The sequence below is a fragment of the Flexistipes sp. genome, from assembly GCF_036172515.1.
Taxonomy (GTDB): domain Bacteria; phylum Chrysiogenota; class Deferribacteres; order Deferribacterales; family Flexistipitaceae; genus Flexistipes.
The window spans coordinates 1-15966 of record NZ_JAXKVW010000011.1 but is presented as its reverse complement, the minus strand read 5'-3'; the positions used below and the strand labels follow the sequence as shown (position 1 = coordinate 15966).

The following is a 15966-nucleotide window of genomic DNA, read 5'->3' as shown; positions in this document are numbered from 1 at the left end:
ACTTAACGCTTAGCACTAATAATCACGGTTTTATTATTTGACAATTAACAACTTTAACTTATTATTAGTTTCACATTATCATCGGAGGCATAATATGCTTGAAAATAAACTAAAAAATGAATACAGCCTTTATCTGCTTGAACATAAAGGCAACCCTGTTGCCTGGCAGCCCTTTACCTACCAAATTACTGAAACTGCCAAGAAGGAGAACAAACCGATATTACTGAGTATTGGCTATTCCTCATGTCATTGGTGCCATGTAATGGCGGATGAATCATTCAGTGACAATGAAACTGCGGAATTTATTAATGAAAACTTTATCCCTGTTAAAATTGACCGAGAAGAATATCCGGATATTGATAAAAAGTATCAGTTTTTTCTGCAAATAATCAGACAGATGGGCGGATGGCCGCTGACTGTATTTACGGACCCCGATTTGACTCCCTTTTACGGGGGAACATATTTCCCCAAAAATGAAATACAGGGAATTCCTGCCTTTCTAAATGTACTTAAGGCCGTATCGGAGTTGTACAAAAATAACGATTCAAAACTGGATAAGATCAGGGGAAATTACCGAAATTTTATTAAACGATTTAATCAAATCGATTCAGACTTCAATGATTTCCAAAATTATACAAAAGAAAAGGAAATAAGCAGTTTTATGGATCAGGCCGACAGGCAACAGGGAGGATTGAAGGGGAACAGTAAGTTCCCTAATATTCCCGTTATGAATTATCTGCTTTCTTTTGCTGAAAATGATGAAAACATAATGAAATTTCTAAAAAAGACCGCTGATCAATTGTGCAGATCAGGGATATTCGATCACATCAACGGCGGTTTTTACAGGTACTGCGTGGACTCATCCTGGAACACGCCGCATTTCGAGAAAATGCTTTACGATAATGCCCTCAATGCCGAATTTTTGACAAAACTTTATGATGTTACAAAAGATCCGCTTTATCTGCACATTGCACGTAAGGCGGCTGATTTTATCCTGGAATATTTCTCCACTGATTTCGGTCTGGCTGCATCCATGAATGCTGATTCACCTGATGAAAACAATAATCTGGTGGAAGGATATTACTATAAAATTTTTGAAAACGACATCCCGGCAAATTTCAGTGAAAATGAAAAACAGCTTATACATAACCATATTGTGTTTAAAGAAAATGTTCTCAACCTGCAGGACATAGACTATGAAAAATACGTTAAAATCGAGCCCGTCTTTGAAAAAATACAGAACAGCATAAATAAAGAAAAGCCTGTTCTTGACACAAAAGTAATAATTTCATGGAACATGCTTTTTGTTAACACACTTCTTACATTATCAGAAATGACCAATGATGAATATTATTTCCAGATGGCAGTGAATTTATACAACAAAGTCAAAAATTATCTGATCAATGACGACGGCAGCTTATTTCGTATAAAGTATCATAAAGACCTTGCTTTTAATCACAGAACGCTGGAAGATTACGCCTATACTATTGATACAACGATGAGAATGTTTGAAATGACAAAAGACAGGGTTATGCTGGATTTTGCGGTAAAACTCACAAAGAAAATGTTTGAAATTTTTCATGAGAACGGAGTCCTTTTTTTCGACACCAATCATGATGTATCGGATACATTTGACGAAGCCGTTCCTTCGGCTTTTGCAGTTGCAATTAAAAACAGTGAGCACCTCTCTGAAATTTCGGATATAAACGGGGATATTGTTGGCAAACTAAAGGATTTCGGTGCTGACAGGGTTTTAAAATTCCCGGCAGGGCACCCTACTCTGCTAAATTATTTCAAATTCGGGGTATAGTATTTCGGTGAGGTAGTGAAATGGTGAAGTGGTGAGGTGGAGAAATAGTGAGATCGTGAAGTAGTGAAATAGTGAGATAGTGAAATAGTAGAGGCTTTTAGGCAGTAAGATTTCATTTTAATGTCCACTTGCATTGGTTTAGAACTTTGAATCCGTCAAAGACGGACTAAACATTGAACCTCTAATACGTCTAATACCCATAGTACCTTTAGCTACCATCACACATATAACTTATTAATACTTTACTTTTTATAAATACTTGGTTAAAAAACGAGAGCTTTGAATATTTCAGGAAGCGCGGCTTCAGCCGTGCCATGTTTGATTTTTAGTTTATGACGGCGGTTAAATTATGCTTATTTTTTTACTGTTTTTAATGACAGGTATCGCTCTCGGATATTTTCTTAACGGGAAACATGTAGACAAAACCCAGAAAATTTTTCTCAATATCAGTATTTTGCTTTTGCTGTTTTTTATGGGGGCAAGCATAGGCAAAGACCCGGAATTATTTGACAAAATTGCCGGTTTCGGGTTTCAGGCACTTGTAATAGCTTCTTCTACAATTTTTTTCAGCATAATAGGGGTATTGATTGTTGTAAGTTTCATAGGTGGGAAAAAATGATAATCCTGATGTTGGCAGCAGTGACGGCAGGCACATTAACAGCTCAATTCTCGATACTTCCCGAATTTATAATAATCGGTACCGATGAAATAACCCGATATATGCTTTATCTGCTCTTACTTCTTATTGGATATGATATAGGAAGAGACAAAAACACAATACGCAAACTGATCAATGCAGACAGGCAGGCTTTTTTCATTCCCTTTGGAACAATAGCCGGGACATTGGCAGGAGGAGCATTTGCCGTTTTATTTATCAATATGAGTATAAAAGATTCCCTGGCTGTTTCAGCAGGGTTCGGCTGGTATTCACTCTCTGCCGTCATCATAGCTGATGCCAAAGGCAGTGATTTGGGATCCGTGGCATTTCTGACAAATGTTTTCAGGGAAATAATAAGTATTATACTTATTCCGGTACTGGCTAAATATGTGAATCCTTATGTAAGTATAGCACCGGGAGGGGCTACTACAATGGACACAACGCTGCCAATCATTGAAAAATATGCCGGTTCTTCAGCAGCGTTTATCGCATTTCTTCACGGATTTATTTTAAGTTCACTTGTGCCTGTACTTGTACCGGTATTTCTCTAAAATGTCCTATTTTTTATCAACAGGCTCTTTGTAATTTTCAGGCACATAGTCGCAAAAAGGCTCTTCAGCCATATAGGAATCCGATACTGCATATGCTCTGGCTCTGCAACCGCCGCATACCCCCAGATATCTGCAGGAGCCGCATTTACCTTCGTAATCTTTAAAGCTCCGTATGTCGTTAAAAAGCTTTGATTTTTCCCAGATTTCCTTGAAAGACTCTTTGAAAACATTGCCGGCTGCCAGAGGAAAATATGAGCACGGGTACACATCACCCATAGCCGTTACAAGGCAGATTTTCTGTGCTGCAATACATCCTTTGCCGCCGCCTGTGGAAAAGCTGAGATTTCTTCTTGTACTGTCTTTGCCCTCTTTTCTGCTGCGCTCATGCCAAATACGGTAATACTGAGGAGCACATGTAGGGCGTACAAGGATATCCTCTTCTTCCCTCTCCATGTCATAGTGCCAGTTAAGAATCTTTTCGTAATCTTCTTTATCTATAAGTTCTTTCATTATTTCTTCACCACGACCAGTAGGCACAATCTGGAACATGTACCAAGCTGTTGCACCTATTTTTTTGGCGAGATCTTTTACATTCGGGATATCTTCCTGATTTCTCTTGGTAAAAGAGGAATTTATAATAAACTTAATGTCATGTTTCCTGAAATATTCGGCAGCTCTCATCACACCGTCAAAAGCACCAACCTGGCCTCTGAAATCATCATGGATTTCTCTGGTGGAACCATCCAGACTTAAAGCAACAATTCTGATGCCTGATGAGTTGATTTTTTCACAAACTTCATCGTCCACAAGAACACCGTTGGTGGCCATACACATACGAAAACCTTTTTCCGTGCCGTATTCCGCTATATCAAAAACATCCTTTCTCATTAACGGCTCACCGCCGGAAAGAACAATAACAGGTGAAGCAAATTCGGCAATTTCATCCAGAAAAGCTTTTGCTTTATCTAAAGTAAACAAACCTTCAGATGAATCAATTTCTGAGGCTGATCTGCAATGCACACAGCTGAGATTGCACTTTTCCGTCAGTTCCCATGCCATCCATTTGAGTTCCCATTTTTCTGACATTCACTACCTCTTTTTATTTTATTTACTCAAGTTTCGCACTTGCACTTATTACACGTCTTTGCGAGGAGTGATAACGACGAAGCAATCTCTCTTTTTATATTATTTTGAGATTGCCACAACCCTGTTTCACAGGGTTTCGCAATGACACAGAGAAGTGCGAAACTTGAGTTATTTAGAAGAAATATACATTATTTGAATCATTTTTAAAGTAAAAAGTTCAATCAAAACCTTTACCTTTATCTTTGCCTTTGCCTTTACCTTTGCCTCTACTTCTCTACCACTTACGCATCACTTTTTTTGATTCTGACGAATACATTCACTGCATACGTTGGCTTCTGGACTGGCTCTTAGTCTGTTAATCTCTATTTCCTCACCACACGCTTTACACTCTCCGAAATGCGGAGAATCAATCTTACCCAATGTGTCTTTAAGTCTGATTAGTCTTTTACGCTTATTACTCAAGGTTGCATTATTTATGTTCTGTGCCTGCATGGCCTCCATTCTGCTCAGTCTTCCTATTGCATTATCCGGAGCTACTGTCTGATCATTCTCATTAAGTTCTGCAATTTCCTGTTCAAGTTCTTGAATAAGCGAAATAACCTGTTTTTTTATTTCTTCTTTCTTATTTTTTCCCATTTTCACTCCAAATCTAATAATTACTCAAACAACAATCTCCCCAAATCCTCTATTGCCTTATCTGCCACAACTGCCAAAAGGCCTACACACAAGCTTCCTTGTAAAACATAATAGAAATTCTCATTAATCAATCCGGATATTATAGGAGCCCCTAACCCGCCTGCACCGATTGTAGCACCTATTGTGGCTGTTCCGATGTTTATAATAACAGAGGTTCTTATACCGGCCAATATAATTTTCGAGGCAAGAGGAAGTTCCACTTTAGCCAATATCTGAACGCCGGTCATTCCCATCCCTTTTGCTGCTTCTTTTACATCTTTTGGCACCGACTCAATTCCGGCAATAGTATTTCTGACAATAGGGAAAAAACCGTACAGAATCAATGCTATTATTGTGGGTTTGAATCCGAATCCGACCACAGGCACAGCCAGAGCAAGAACTGCCACAGGCGGAAATGTTTGGCCCACTGAAGCCAGGGAATTAACCGCAGGCAGAAGATCAGACCAGAATTTTCTGGTCACAAGAACACCGGTAAAAACCCCCGCAATCACGGAAAATCCAGCCGAAACGAAAACCATATATAAATGCTCTATCGTCAGCCCCAAAGCGTCCGATCGGGTGTACAAAAATTCCTCAAAACCTTCCCTGTTGCCGTAAGTATAGAAAACTAAAGTTAGAGTAAAGATAACAGCTATAAACATAAGTAAAGGTTGAAACATTTTAAGTTTAGCTATTTTTTTCATTGCCCACTATATCCGACAGCCTGATTTCCCCGATTAATTTACCGTTATCCACCACCGGCAGTGTTACAACATTTTCACTCATCATCACCGACAAAGCGTCCTTTAGTGAACAATCCGGTGAGACCTGAAAATTTTCTATATCCTTTACGACAAGATTTTCAATATGCTCAGTAAAACCAATACTGTCGTCATTGTTCAACCATCCCTTTAAGTTACCGTCATCATCCACAACCCAGACAAAAATTTCTTTTTCTACCTTCCTTTTAATAAATTCAGACGAATCAGAAAATTTTACACTTTTATAAGGTTTTATAAAGTCCTCAACATACAGACGTGTAAGTTTTTTCAATGCCCTGTCAAAACCGACAAATTTTTTAATAAATTCATTCTCTTTATTGTTCAGAATAGATTCCGGCCTGTCGTATGCCAGAAGCCTACCTTCATTCATCACTGCAATTCTGTCTGCAAGTTTTACCGCTTCATCTATATCATGGGTAACAAACACAATCGTCTTCTGCACTTTCTTTTGCAAACGCAGAATTTCATTTTGCAAACTCGATTTTGTAATAGGATCAAGAGCACCAAAAGGTTCATCCATCAGTACAATATCTGGATTTGCTGCCAAAGCGCGGGCAACACCGACACGCTGAGCCTGCCCTCCTGAAAGTTCCGAAGGGTGTTTTTTAAGAAACTGGCTCTCCTGCATTCCCATAAGATCCATGAGTTCGGATACTCGTTGGCCAATTCTGTTTTTATCCCATTTCAGCAGCTTAGGAACAACTGAAATATTTTCTTTAACAGATAAATGAGGAAAAAGACCTATATTCTGAATAACATAACCAATCCTTCTGCGCAGAATCTCAGGTTTGAAATCTCTCACATCTTTTCCATCTATTCTTACAGCCCCTTCCGTGGGCTCAACAAGTCTGTTTATCATCTTCAGTGTTGTTGATTTCCCGCATCCGGAAGGGCCAATCAATACACAGATTTCTCCTTTCTTAACCTCAAAGGAAAGGTTTTTTACCACATTATTCTCTTCGTAAGCTTTTGAAACATTCTCAAATTTTATCATAAGCCGTCTTCTTTTTTGTATAATCCGCCAATATCTGCATAACTGAATCGGTAAGCACAGCAATTATAATTGTGGGAATTGCACCCAGCAGTATCAAATCAGGAGCAGCCTGCCCAAGCCCCTGAAAGATAAAAACACCGAGACCGCCTGCGCCTATAAGAGCGGCAACGGCAGTATTACCAACCGACTGAACCAGAGCAACCCTTATTCCGTTTAAAATAACGGGCAGACTTAACAGAATTTTTATCCTGAACAGCACTTGGTATCTTGCCATTCCCATCCCTCTGGCAGCTTCCACCACATCTGAAGAAACACTTTTTATTCCGGTGAAAACATTTATAACCACAGGCAGAAGTGAGTACAGATAAAGGGCGATAACAGCCGGAAGCCATCCTATGCCTGAAATGCCAAATTTGCCGAGTACAGGAAACATATTTACGATAAACGCCAGAGGAATCATAAGAAAACCGAACAAAGCGATACTGGGAATGGTCTGCAGAATTCCCAGCACATTAAAAACTTTTTCACTCAGCTTTTCGTTTCGGGTTATAAAAACTGCCAAAGGAAAACCTGTAATTACCGCCAAAACAACAGCTCCATATGCAATTTTAAAGTGATTTAAAACTTCTCCGTAAAAACGATCCTGATTGTAGTAAAATTCAATCAATAAAGACAGTTTATCCGCAAAACCTGCTAAAAGAACAACTGTTAATGGAAGAAAAAATGAAATTGACAGTAAAAATCTGTAAAAAGCACCGCTGAAAAAATTAATATTATAAATGTAAAAAAAGTAGAATGCTCCCAATATGAGCCAGAAACCATAGGAAAGACTGATTCTTGCATAATCATTCTGTGAAGTGACACCGGCGGCGTAATCCCCGGCCTGCCAAAGGAAAAAAGAGAGCATCAGACCGAGGAGCAAAAATGAAAGATTTGTAAATACAAAGGCTCTTTTTCTGGACAGTAAAACAGCAATTAATGCGATAACAACTGCTAAAGTTATTGAAGTGCCGGAAATAACACTATCCAGAGCCAAGGGGCTTCCGCCGGCCAGTCTGTTAGGTTTTTCCACTATGAAGCTGCTGCTTAAAAGCCCCAAAGCAAAAAGCAAAAGAAAAATTATCTCATTTTTATCCAACAATCTGCGGAAAACCAAACCGGCATAAACTTTATTAGTCGATAAATCCATTGGACTTCAGATAATTTTGCGCTACTATTTCAGCAGGAACCCCTCCGATTGCTATCTTTGAATTCATTTTCTGGAGTTTTTCCAGATTTAGCGATTCAAAAACCGGCTTAAGTATCTTCTCTATTTCAGGGTACTTGTTAAGAACTTCCTCTCTGATAATTGGTGCCGGAGCGTACACCGGCTGAACGTTTTTTGTGTCTTCAAGTACCACAAGATTGAGAGCCGCCAAAGCTCCGTCCGTACCGTAAGCCATTGCAAAATTCACACCGCTTGTTTTCCGGGCAGCGGCCTTTTCCGTTTGGGCTGTATTGCCTCCGGATAAAATCAGAAGACTTTCATCCTTAAGCTTAAAACCGTAAGCCTCCATAAAAGCTGGAAGTGCATCTTCCCTTGTGGCAAACTCTTCTGAGCAGGCCAGTTTAACATAGCCTCCGTTGTTAACGTACTCGGCAAAATCTTCCAGTGATTTCAAAGAATGTTTCTCTGCCAACTTTTTCCGAGTGGCTATCGCCCACGTATTGTTTGCATCAGCAGGAGTAAGCCACACAATTTTATTTTTCTTATAATCAAGCCTCTTCACTGTTTCATAGCCTTTTTGGAAATCTTTAAATACACCCTTTTCAAAATTATCGAAGAAAAAAGCTCCGTTTCCGGTATATTCCGGATAAATATCGATTTGTCCTGTTTTTATGGCATTACGCACAATATTTGTAGGACCCAGCTGGATTTTGTTGACAGTGGAAATATCATTTTCTTCAAGCATTAACATAATCATATTGCCTAAGAGTGAACCTTCGGTGTCAATCTTGGAGCCCACAACCACTTTTTCATTAGCAAAACCGGAGCCGGCTAAAAAAATTGTTATAAAAATAATCCCTAAAATCCTTTTCATATTTAAGCCTCCCTGAGCTGATTATCTGTATTCCGGATTTGGATGGTCAAACCTGCAGCCGGCGTCCCATTTGGAACGCTGATTCCCATGTGCAGGAATACCGCCCTTATCTTTCAATATACGTGCCAAATGCATTAAATTCCAGGACATAAAAGTAGTATTTCTGTTAGTAAAATCATTTTCAGGACCGCCTGAGCCTTCATCCAGATAAGAGGGGCCCGGACCGGCCTCTCCAAGCCATGCCGCATCAGATTGCGGAGGAATAAGACAGCCTAAGTGCTGAAGGGAATACATAATATTCATTGCGCAGTGTTTTGCCCCGTCTTCGTTTCCCGTTATAATACAGCCTCCGACTTTGCCGTAATATGCATATTGTCCTTCCTCATTAAGATCTCCTGAAGAGGAGTAAAGCCTTTCTATAACCTTTGTGCATACTGACGACTTATCCCCCAGCCAGATTGGAGTTCCTATGACAATAATATCTGCCTTTTTTACTTTTTCATAAATACCCGGCCATTCATCCTCAGCCCATCCATACTCTTTCATGTCCGGATAAACACCATAAGCTATATTATAATCCACCGGTCTGAGCATTTCCACAGATACTCCATTTTTTTCCATGATAGCTTTGGAAATCTTCATGAGCCCTTCAGTGTGTGACAGTTCAGGTGTTTTCTTAAGGGTACAGTTAAGAAATACCGCATTTAAATCTGAAAAGTTCATATTAATTTCACTCATTTTAAACTCCTTGACAATGTGTTAAAAATATTTGAATAATAACAAACATATATTGAGAGTAACACAAAGGTCAAGATGCATCAAATAAAATACACAAACATAAGGTTAGGCAAATGAAATTATTTACTACTTATTTATTGATTTGGCTCGGAATGATTCCTTTAGCCGTTTTTAATGGAATTATCAGGGAAAAAATTATTGGACGGTTTAGCGGTGAATTAAAATCACACCAATTGTCAACCATTTTGCTGATTATAATCTTCGCTGTTTACACATTGGCTTTAGGATATTTTGCTCCTGTTTTATCCCTTCTTCCTGCTGTAAGCATCGGTCTAATGTGGGCTGTTTTAACAATAACTTTCGAATTTTTATTCGGTCATTTTGTTGCAAAAATACCGTTTTCCAAACTGCTGAACGATTATAATCTGTTCAAAGGAAGAATCTGGATTCTCATACCAATATGGCTCTTCATTCTCCCAATAATTTTATATTATTTTTACAGATGAGTTTCTCACCCATAACCCATAACCCATAACCCATAACCCATAACCCATAACCCATCACCCATAACACATTACGCATCACGCATTACCCATTACCCATCACGGTCTTTAAACCACACATTGACATATTACTTTGTAGCAAATAAATTAGAAAGAGCGAAATTGTTAAACAGATACGCAGAAATTGTTGGCATATAGATAGAAATCTCTGGGCTTCGCTCGGAATGACAACTACCTATTCGTGTCATTTCGACCGGAAGCGAGCACATAAGCATTTATGTGCTCGGTGGAGTGGAGAAATCGCAAAACAAGAAAAGATATAGCAAACTAATATGCAAGTGTGCTTATTGTCAAACATGCGGGACTGAAGTCCCGCTTCCAAAGACAAGGGGGATTTATGAGCAAAAACAACATTACATTGGCTTTTGATGTTTACGGGACACTTATCGATACCCACGGCCTTAAGGTTGAGCTGGAGAAATATGCCGCTGAAAAAGCTGGGGAATTTTCCGAAATGTGGAGGAACAAACAGCTGGAATACTCTTTCAGAAGAGGTTTGATGCAAAATTATAAGACCTTTGCCGAATGCACAAAAGATGCTTTGGAATACACCTGCCGTGCATTAGATATAAATATTGAAGCAAAAGAAAAAGACAATCTTATGAATTTGTACTCAAAACTGCCGCCTTTTAATGACACTTTAAAAGGGCTGAAAAAGGCTTTTGATATGAATTTCCGACTTTTTGCATTTTCAAACGGCAGCAAAGATGCACTGGAAACCCTCTTAACAAATGCAAATATACGAAACTATTTCATCAACCTGATCAGTGTGGATGATCTTAAAACTTTTAAACCCAGCCCTGCCGTCTATGCTCATTTTTTAAGATCGGCCGGAGCATACAACAACGAAGTATGGCTTATATCAAGCAATCCTTTTGACGTAATCGGTGCCGTCTCAGCCGGGATAAAATCCGCATGGGTAAAAAGAAGTGAAAGTGCCGTTTTCGATCCATGGGAGATTGAACCCACAATTACGGTAGCAAATCTGGAAGAATTGGTTGATAAACTTCAATAATTTTCTTTCAGACCGGCTGCTTCCAAGAGTTTATCGTTGCTGAAAATTTCATCCAGTTCACCGTCGAATACTATTCTGCCCTCCTGCATTACCACGCCTCTGCTGCAAACCGCCCTTGAAAACTTCAGATTGTGAGAGGAAATGATTTTAGTATGGCTGAACTGTCTTAAAATTGAAACCAAACCTCCGATTCCCTTAGGATCAATTTCCGCAGTCGGCTCATCCAAAACCAGGATTTCAGGATTGGAAGCAATTACAGAAGCAATACAGACTTTTCTTTTTTCACCGCCGGAAAGCTTAAACGGATGTTTATCAATCAGCCCGAGTGCATCAACTTTTTCAAGCGACTCCTCCACCACTTTCTTCAGTTCATCTCCGGTGATCCCTATATTACGGGGGCTGAATGCAACATTCTCAAATACACTCGGCATAAACAATTGATTGTCCGTATTCTGAAACACAAGTCCTACTGTAGACCTGATAGTTTTCAGTGTTTTTTTTGTAACAGGCGTGCCGCCGATATTCACAGAACCCTTCACAGGCAGGATAGTCCCGTTCAAATGTTTAATCAGTGTGGACTTACCCGCTCCGTTGGAACCGAGAATGGCAACGGATTCTCCGTGTGAAATATAAAGATTCACATCATCCACAGCTTTTGTCCCGTCCGGATATATATATCCCAGCCCATTAATTTCTATAAAGTGATGACTCATTTTACACAAACCTCACAATAATAACGTACAATAATGAACAAAAACCGAAGAAAATATCGGTGATATTTATTTTATTATCAAATTTAAAATTTTTTATTTCAAACCCTCTGGAAAGCATAGCATTATAAACTTCTTCACCCCGCAATACCGATTTTACAAAAAAAGCGGAAATTATCGCTTTCATATTGCGCCAGGAAAACCCAGCACTTTGCAAACCTCTTGAATTAACCGCCTGCAGCGACTGAATGATATCGTAAAGAAAAATAAAAATAAACCTGTACATCACCATAAACTGTATAACAAGAAATTTCGGCACTCTGAAAAATCTCAATGAAGATGCTATATGATTAAATTTGGTACTGGAAACTATCAGCACAGAAACAGTGGTAGTGTTTATAAATTTCAACACAGTGGTAAAAGCTGACACATACCCGCCGTATACCTGGTAACCCGCAATTGTAATAACGGATTTATCATAAACCGGATTAAAAATAACAAGCAGCAGGACAAAGGGACTGAGATATAAAAGCATCTTTAATACACTTGTCACTTTCAAAGGAGCTATTGCTATGAGAAAACATGTAAATGATGTCAGGAGAAGGGAATGAATAACATCGTATTTATTAACGCTGATAGTCAATATAATGAATACTGCAGCAACAATGATTTTTACTGCAGGACTCACTATGTTTAAAGGAAAGTCACTTTCGGCAAGTTCCTCAAATGCAGTTAGATGCTGCAACCTGTCCTGAGCGGTTTTCAATTTTTATTGGCTTTTCTGATTATATATCCAAGTGAGGAGGCCAGAATAATAACAATAACAGCTCCGGCAATTCCTGAAACCGATGTGCCCCACTGACTGGAACTTCCGGCAAATGCATAATCCGGTAGAAATGCGATTTTCTCCTGCAAACTCCCTAAAAAGTTATGAAATTGCCCTGTCATGGAATGAGGTTCGGATGCCCTGCCCATTATATTGTATACAGACCATTCCAAACCGTCCGGTTTTGATGATGCAAACAGAGAAACGACCGCTGCAATTATTAAAGAAACAGAAAGTATACTAAAATACGGTTTAAGCTTTCCCTTCTCACTTTTAAGCTCTGTCTGTAATGAATAACGTTTTATGAACATATATGACCCTACTGTTATGGCCCCTTCAAATACCGCAATAAGCAGATGAATTCCCAGCATCAGCAGCAGCATCTTTGAAAACGGCAGCTCGGCAATACCTGAGATCCCCGTCTGCATCGAGACCATAACTGCACCAAGACAAAGGGATAAAAACGCACCGCTCCATATGGCTGTTTTGCTTTCATTTTTATCAATTATGTTTTTAAACAACGGATAAACTATGTATGAGGGAATAAATGCAAGATTAAAAATATTGCATCCAAGTGCAAGCAGCCCTCCGTCTGCAAAAAACAGTGCCTGAACCAACAAAACCGATGACATTACAAGAAATGATGCGTGACGCCCCAGCAGGAGTGCCAGAAGGAAGCCTCCGGCAAAATGCCCACTTGAGCCGGTTCCCGGTATAGCAAAATTCACCATCTGCAAGGCGAATACAAATGCACCCGCAACCCCCATAAGGGGAATGGTTTTTTCCTCATCAAGGTCTTTTTTCATTTTTGAAGAAGCATAACAGGCAGCAGCACCTGATATCCCCCAAAAAGTAACACCCACCGGCACTGAAAGCAGAGCATCAGCCATATGCATACATCCACCCTCCTTTGTTAATATATTAATTCAAGTTTCGCACTTACACTGTTTTCACGTCTTTGCGAGGAGTGAAAACGACGAAGCAATCTCTCTACTTTTCTTGTTTTGAGATTGCCACAACCCTGTTTACACAGGGTTTCGCAATGACAAAAAGAAGTGCGAAACTTTATATATTAATTTTATCAGCTTTTCTTTTAAATTGTCAACCGATATGCTTTGAAATAGTAGAGGCGCCAGCCGGTATTAGGGGTATTAAAGGTTCAATGCTTTGTCCGCCTTGGGCGGATTCAACGTTCAATATTGAAAGCCCACTCAACCATCTCAACCTAATCAACTTTTTCAACCTCAACCTTTACCTTTACCTCTACCTCACTAATCCACCATTTCACTATAACAGCGTCCCGCTATAGCTGTGGCTCGTTAATAAATAGGAGCATAGCAGTTATAAAACATTGCAATTTTATATATTTTAATCAATATAATATTAATATTTAAATTTTACGGGGGATCTTGCTTATTATCATGAAAAAGTTACTGTTAATCATTCCTGCAATTTTTCTTTTAGCCGCTTGCAACATAGGTTTCAGCACTTATTACAGTTCTTCGGATGCCGATTCGCAGCTTCAATGGTATATTTTTTTCGGAAGTGATTTTGATATAGAAAATACAGAAATAAATTTCAGGGGATACATGGATTACCTGACCCGTATACAAAAAATAGATAAAGAGGACTTTGACCACACAGTTTATATCGACAAACGTACAACCGATATAAATATTGTGGATATAACTTTTAATCCAGGCTCATGCCAAACCTTCAACAACAGCTATATACTCCAGGTGGAAAAAGAAATCTGCGAAAATGGTTTTTGCGACGAATATTCATACAGTGAAACTGTAAACGGTGATTCCCTCTTTCCCTACGGCTGGCCTTGTGAAATAAATTATGAAGATATGAGCGGGCTGGTTTCCTCAAAAGAAAATGATTTAAGAAATTCAGGCTATTACGATGTAAACTGCGAAACCGGAGATTTTGTAACAGAAAACGGCAATTATCTCATCTCAATCGTCTGTTCAATGGAAGACAACAACTATTATAACCGCATTAAATACTTTTACAGCGATAATATCGATTATTTTGACTATTTCAAACCGTTTCCGTGATTAGAACTTTGAATAAGTACCCCGCCTAACCGAGTACATAAATTCTTATGTGCTTGGGGGAGGAAATGGTCTCTCCTACTGGCTTACAAGTTGTTGTCAAAAGAATAATAAGCCGAGAGCTTTGAATAACTATAAAAGGTCATCCCGAACTTGTTTCGGGATCTATGATTATCAACAATTTATGAGACCCTGAACCAAGTTCAGGGTGACAATAAGGCAATTATTCAAAAGTCTCAAGCCTAAAAAGGTTTTGGAAGTGGGGCTTCACGTGTCAGACAGCGGGCTGAGCCCCGCCATGACTACAATGATAGTTTTGCAAAAACTGCTTTGGCAAGCTAACACCGTGCATCCTTTGTTACTTTAACAAATGCAACTTGGTATTACCTGTCAGGTCCAGCAAACATTAAAATGATTTTCATGAATTATAGATTATCCATTCTTACTAAAGACTCTCGTTTAGTTCATTGATAATAACATGTTTTTCTTTACCCACATATTCTGCTACGTTATTAACAATGCTATTCAAAGTACCTATTTTTATTGGTTTATGGTTTGGAATTGTTATTTTATGTTTATGTTGTTTGTATTCTGAAACTAACCTTATATGACTTCCGGTTTGCCTCACTTCTCTATATCCGTATTGTTGCAGGAATGTAATCAAATCTGATGCATTGACATTTTTACGAAGCAACTTCCATTATCTCGTCTTTAACATAATGAAGCCTTATCACTTTTGGAATTTCACTTTCGTCAAAATGGCATTTTACGGCATCTTTTATATTTGTTTTTAATTCTTTCCAACTGTTTCCATCGGTAAAAATGCTTTCTCCTAAACCTCTGGCAGTAAAGCCACCTTCTGGATCATCTTCAATTTGAAAAATCAACTCTTTCATATATTTAATTCTCCTAAAAATTCTTAGTTATAATTTACAGGAAACTATATTTTTTGCAATATTTTGTTTTTTAGTTGGCACTGTTATACAATAAATTATAACTCAAGTTTCGCACTTACACTTATTACACGTCTTTGCGAGGAGTGAAAACGACGAAGCAATCTCTCTACTTTTCTTGTTTTGAGATTGCCACAACCCTGTTTCCACAGGGCTTCGCAATGACAAAACGAAGTGCGAAACTTGAATTATAATTTATCAATTAAAGCATATTTTAACTATTTCAAACCGTTTCCGTGATTAGAGCTTTGACTAAGTATCCCGGTTACTAACCTTTCTTAAGTTCGGGGAGAGAACAAGATGGGGGAAAGTCCGGTCGAATAAACACTTATTTCAACCATCTAACTCGTCACGTATTCTGGCAAACTCTTTTTCCAACGCCATAAACGCTTCCGCCACATCAGGATCAAAATGCGTACCGGTATCTTTTTGAATAATCTCCACCGTTTTTTCATGGGGGAAAG

18 protein-coding genes are annotated in these 15966 nt (G+C 38.8%); 6 read left to right on the top strand and 12 right to left on the bottom strand.

The genetic code is table 11. From position 1 onward, the window contains the following. Nucleotides 1–94: 94 nt before the first annotated feature. From UMU13_RS08275 to UMU13_RS08265, 3 genes are all read left to right on the top strand, one after another. The gene (locus UMU13_RS08275) at nucleotides 95–1810 is read left to right on the top strand and encodes a thioredoxin domain-containing protein (protein WP_328218372.1); all 1716 of its coding nucleotides are present in this window, start codon (nucleotides 95–97) and stop codon (nucleotides 1808–1810) included. Between the two features lie 349 nt (nucleotides 1811–2159). Continuing rightward, nucleotides 2160–2429 carry a LysO family transporter gene (locus UMU13_RS08270; protein ID WP_328218371.1) on the top strand — a complete coding sequence of 90 codons (270 nt, stop codon included), beginning with the start codon at nucleotides 2160–2162 and terminating at the stop codon, nucleotides 2427–2429. Further along, the gene (locus UMU13_RS08265; RefSeq protein ID WP_328218370.1) at nucleotides 2426–3019 is read left to right on the top strand and encodes a lysine exporter LysO family protein; all 594 of its coding nucleotides are present in this window, start codon (nucleotides 2426–2428) and stop codon (nucleotides 3017–3019) included. Before UMU13_RS08270 ends, UMU13_RS08265 begins: the two co-directional genes overlap by 4 nt. Before the next feature lie 6 nt (nucleotides 3020–3025). On the opposite strand, the gene UMU13_RS08260 is transcribed toward UMU13_RS08265, so the two are convergent. The 7 genes from UMU13_RS08260 to UMU13_RS08230 form a co-directional block, all read right to left on the bottom strand. Then, nucleotides 3026–4105 carry a radical SAM/SPASM domain-containing protein gene (locus UMU13_RS08260; RefSeq protein ID WP_328218369.1) on the bottom strand — a complete coding sequence of 360 codons (1080 nt, stop codon included), beginning with the start codon at nucleotides 4103–4105 and terminating at the stop codon, nucleotides 3026–3028. Between the two features lie 288 nt (nucleotides 4106–4393). Then, nucleotides 4394–4741, bottom strand: a complete 348-nt coding sequence (locus UMU13_RS08255) for a TraR/DksA family transcriptional regulator (RefSeq protein WP_328218368.1) — start codon at nucleotides 4739–4741, stop codon at nucleotides 4394–4396. Between the two features lie 20 nt (nucleotides 4742–4761). Further along, complete coding sequence (locus UMU13_RS08250) at nucleotides 4762–5484, bottom strand: ABC transporter permease (protein ID WP_328218366.1); 723 nt, start codon at nucleotides 5482–5484, stop codon at nucleotides 4762–4764. Further along, the gene (locus UMU13_RS08245) at nucleotides 5468–6556 is read right to left on the bottom strand and encodes a betaine/proline/choline family ABC transporter ATP-binding protein (protein ID WP_328218364.1); all 1089 of its coding nucleotides are present in this window, start codon (nucleotides 6554–6556) and stop codon (nucleotides 5468–5470) included. Before UMU13_RS08245 ends, UMU13_RS08250 begins: the two co-directional genes overlap by 17 nt. Continuing rightward, entirely contained in the window at nucleotides 6543–7745 is a 1203-nt protein-coding gene (locus tag UMU13_RS08240) for an ABC transporter permease (RefSeq protein WP_328218363.1), read from the bottom strand. The genes UMU13_RS08245 and UMU13_RS08240 overlap by 14 nt, the downstream gene beginning before the upstream one ends. Further along, on the bottom strand, nucleotides 7729–8637 hold the full coding sequence (osmF, locus tag UMU13_RS08235) for a glycine betaine ABC transporter substrate-binding protein OsmF (protein ID WP_328218362.1): 909 nt from the start codon (nucleotides 8635–8637) through the stop codon (nucleotides 7729–7731). Before osmF ends, UMU13_RS08240 begins: the two co-directional genes overlap by 17 nt. 21 nt (nucleotides 8638–8658) lie before the next feature. Beyond that, complete coding sequence (locus UMU13_RS08230; RefSeq protein WP_328218360.1) at nucleotides 8659–9375, bottom strand: flavodoxin family protein; 717 nt, start codon at nucleotides 9373–9375, stop codon at nucleotides 8659–8661. 113 nt (nucleotides 9376–9488) lie between these two features. On the opposite strand from UMU13_RS08230, the gene UMU13_RS08225 reads away from it, so the two are divergent. After that, nucleotides 9489–9881, top strand: coding sequence for a hypothetical protein (locus UMU13_RS08225; protein ID WP_328218359.1), 393 nt, complete (start codon nucleotides 9489–9491; stop codon nucleotides 9879–9881). Between the two features lie 394 nt (nucleotides 9882–10275). After that, nucleotides 10276–10953, top strand: coding sequence for a haloacid dehalogenase type II (locus UMU13_RS08220; RefSeq protein WP_328218358.1), 678 nt, complete (start codon nucleotides 10276–10278; stop codon nucleotides 10951–10953). On the opposite strand, the gene UMU13_RS08215 is transcribed toward UMU13_RS08220, so the two are convergent. From UMU13_RS08215 to UMU13_RS08205, 3 genes are read right to left on the bottom strand one after another with little or no spacing between them, the layout of a single operon-like run. Further along, nucleotides 10947–11666 carry an energy-coupling factor ABC transporter ATP-binding protein gene (locus UMU13_RS08215; protein WP_328218356.1) on the bottom strand — a complete coding sequence of 240 codons (720 nt, stop codon included), beginning with the start codon at nucleotides 11664–11666 and terminating at the stop codon, nucleotides 10947–10949. The genes UMU13_RS08220 and UMU13_RS08215 overlap by 7 nt on opposite strands. Before the next feature lies 1 nt (nucleotide 11667). Then, nucleotides 11668–12429, bottom strand: coding sequence for an energy-coupling factor transporter transmembrane component T family protein (locus UMU13_RS08210; RefSeq protein WP_328218354.1), 762 nt, complete (start codon nucleotides 12427–12429; stop codon nucleotides 11668–11670). After that, entirely contained in the window at nucleotides 12426–13379 is a 954-nt protein-coding gene (locus tag UMU13_RS08205; protein WP_328218353.1) for an energy-coupling factor ABC transporter permease, read from the bottom strand. Before UMU13_RS08205 ends, UMU13_RS08210 begins: the two co-directional genes overlap by 4 nt. Nucleotides 13380–13910: 531 nt before the next feature. On the opposite strand from UMU13_RS08205, the gene UMU13_RS08200 reads away from it, so the two are divergent. Further along, nucleotides 13911–14552, top strand: coding sequence for a hypothetical protein (locus UMU13_RS08200; protein ID WP_328218352.1), 642 nt, complete (start codon nucleotides 13911–13913; stop codon nucleotides 14550–14552). Nucleotides 14553–14994: 442 nt separating this feature from the next. Here UMU13_RS08200 and UMU13_RS11800 read toward each other — a convergent pair whose 3' ends face one another. Together UMU13_RS11800 and UMU13_RS08195 are read right to left on the bottom strand one after the other, a co-directional pair. Then, nucleotides 14995–15213 (bottom strand): type II toxin-antitoxin system HicA family toxin, encoded by a 219-nt coding sequence (locus UMU13_RS11800; RefSeq protein WP_442902143.1) that lies wholly within the window; start codon nucleotides 15211–15213, stop codon nucleotides 14995–14997. Nucleotides 15214–15232: 19 nt separating this feature from the next. Then, the gene (locus tag UMU13_RS08195; protein ID WP_328218351.1) at nucleotides 15233–15445 is read right to left on the bottom strand and encodes a hypothetical protein; all 213 of its coding nucleotides are present in this window, start codon (nucleotides 15443–15445) and stop codon (nucleotides 15233–15235) included. Nucleotides 15446–15966: the final 521 nt, after the last annotated feature.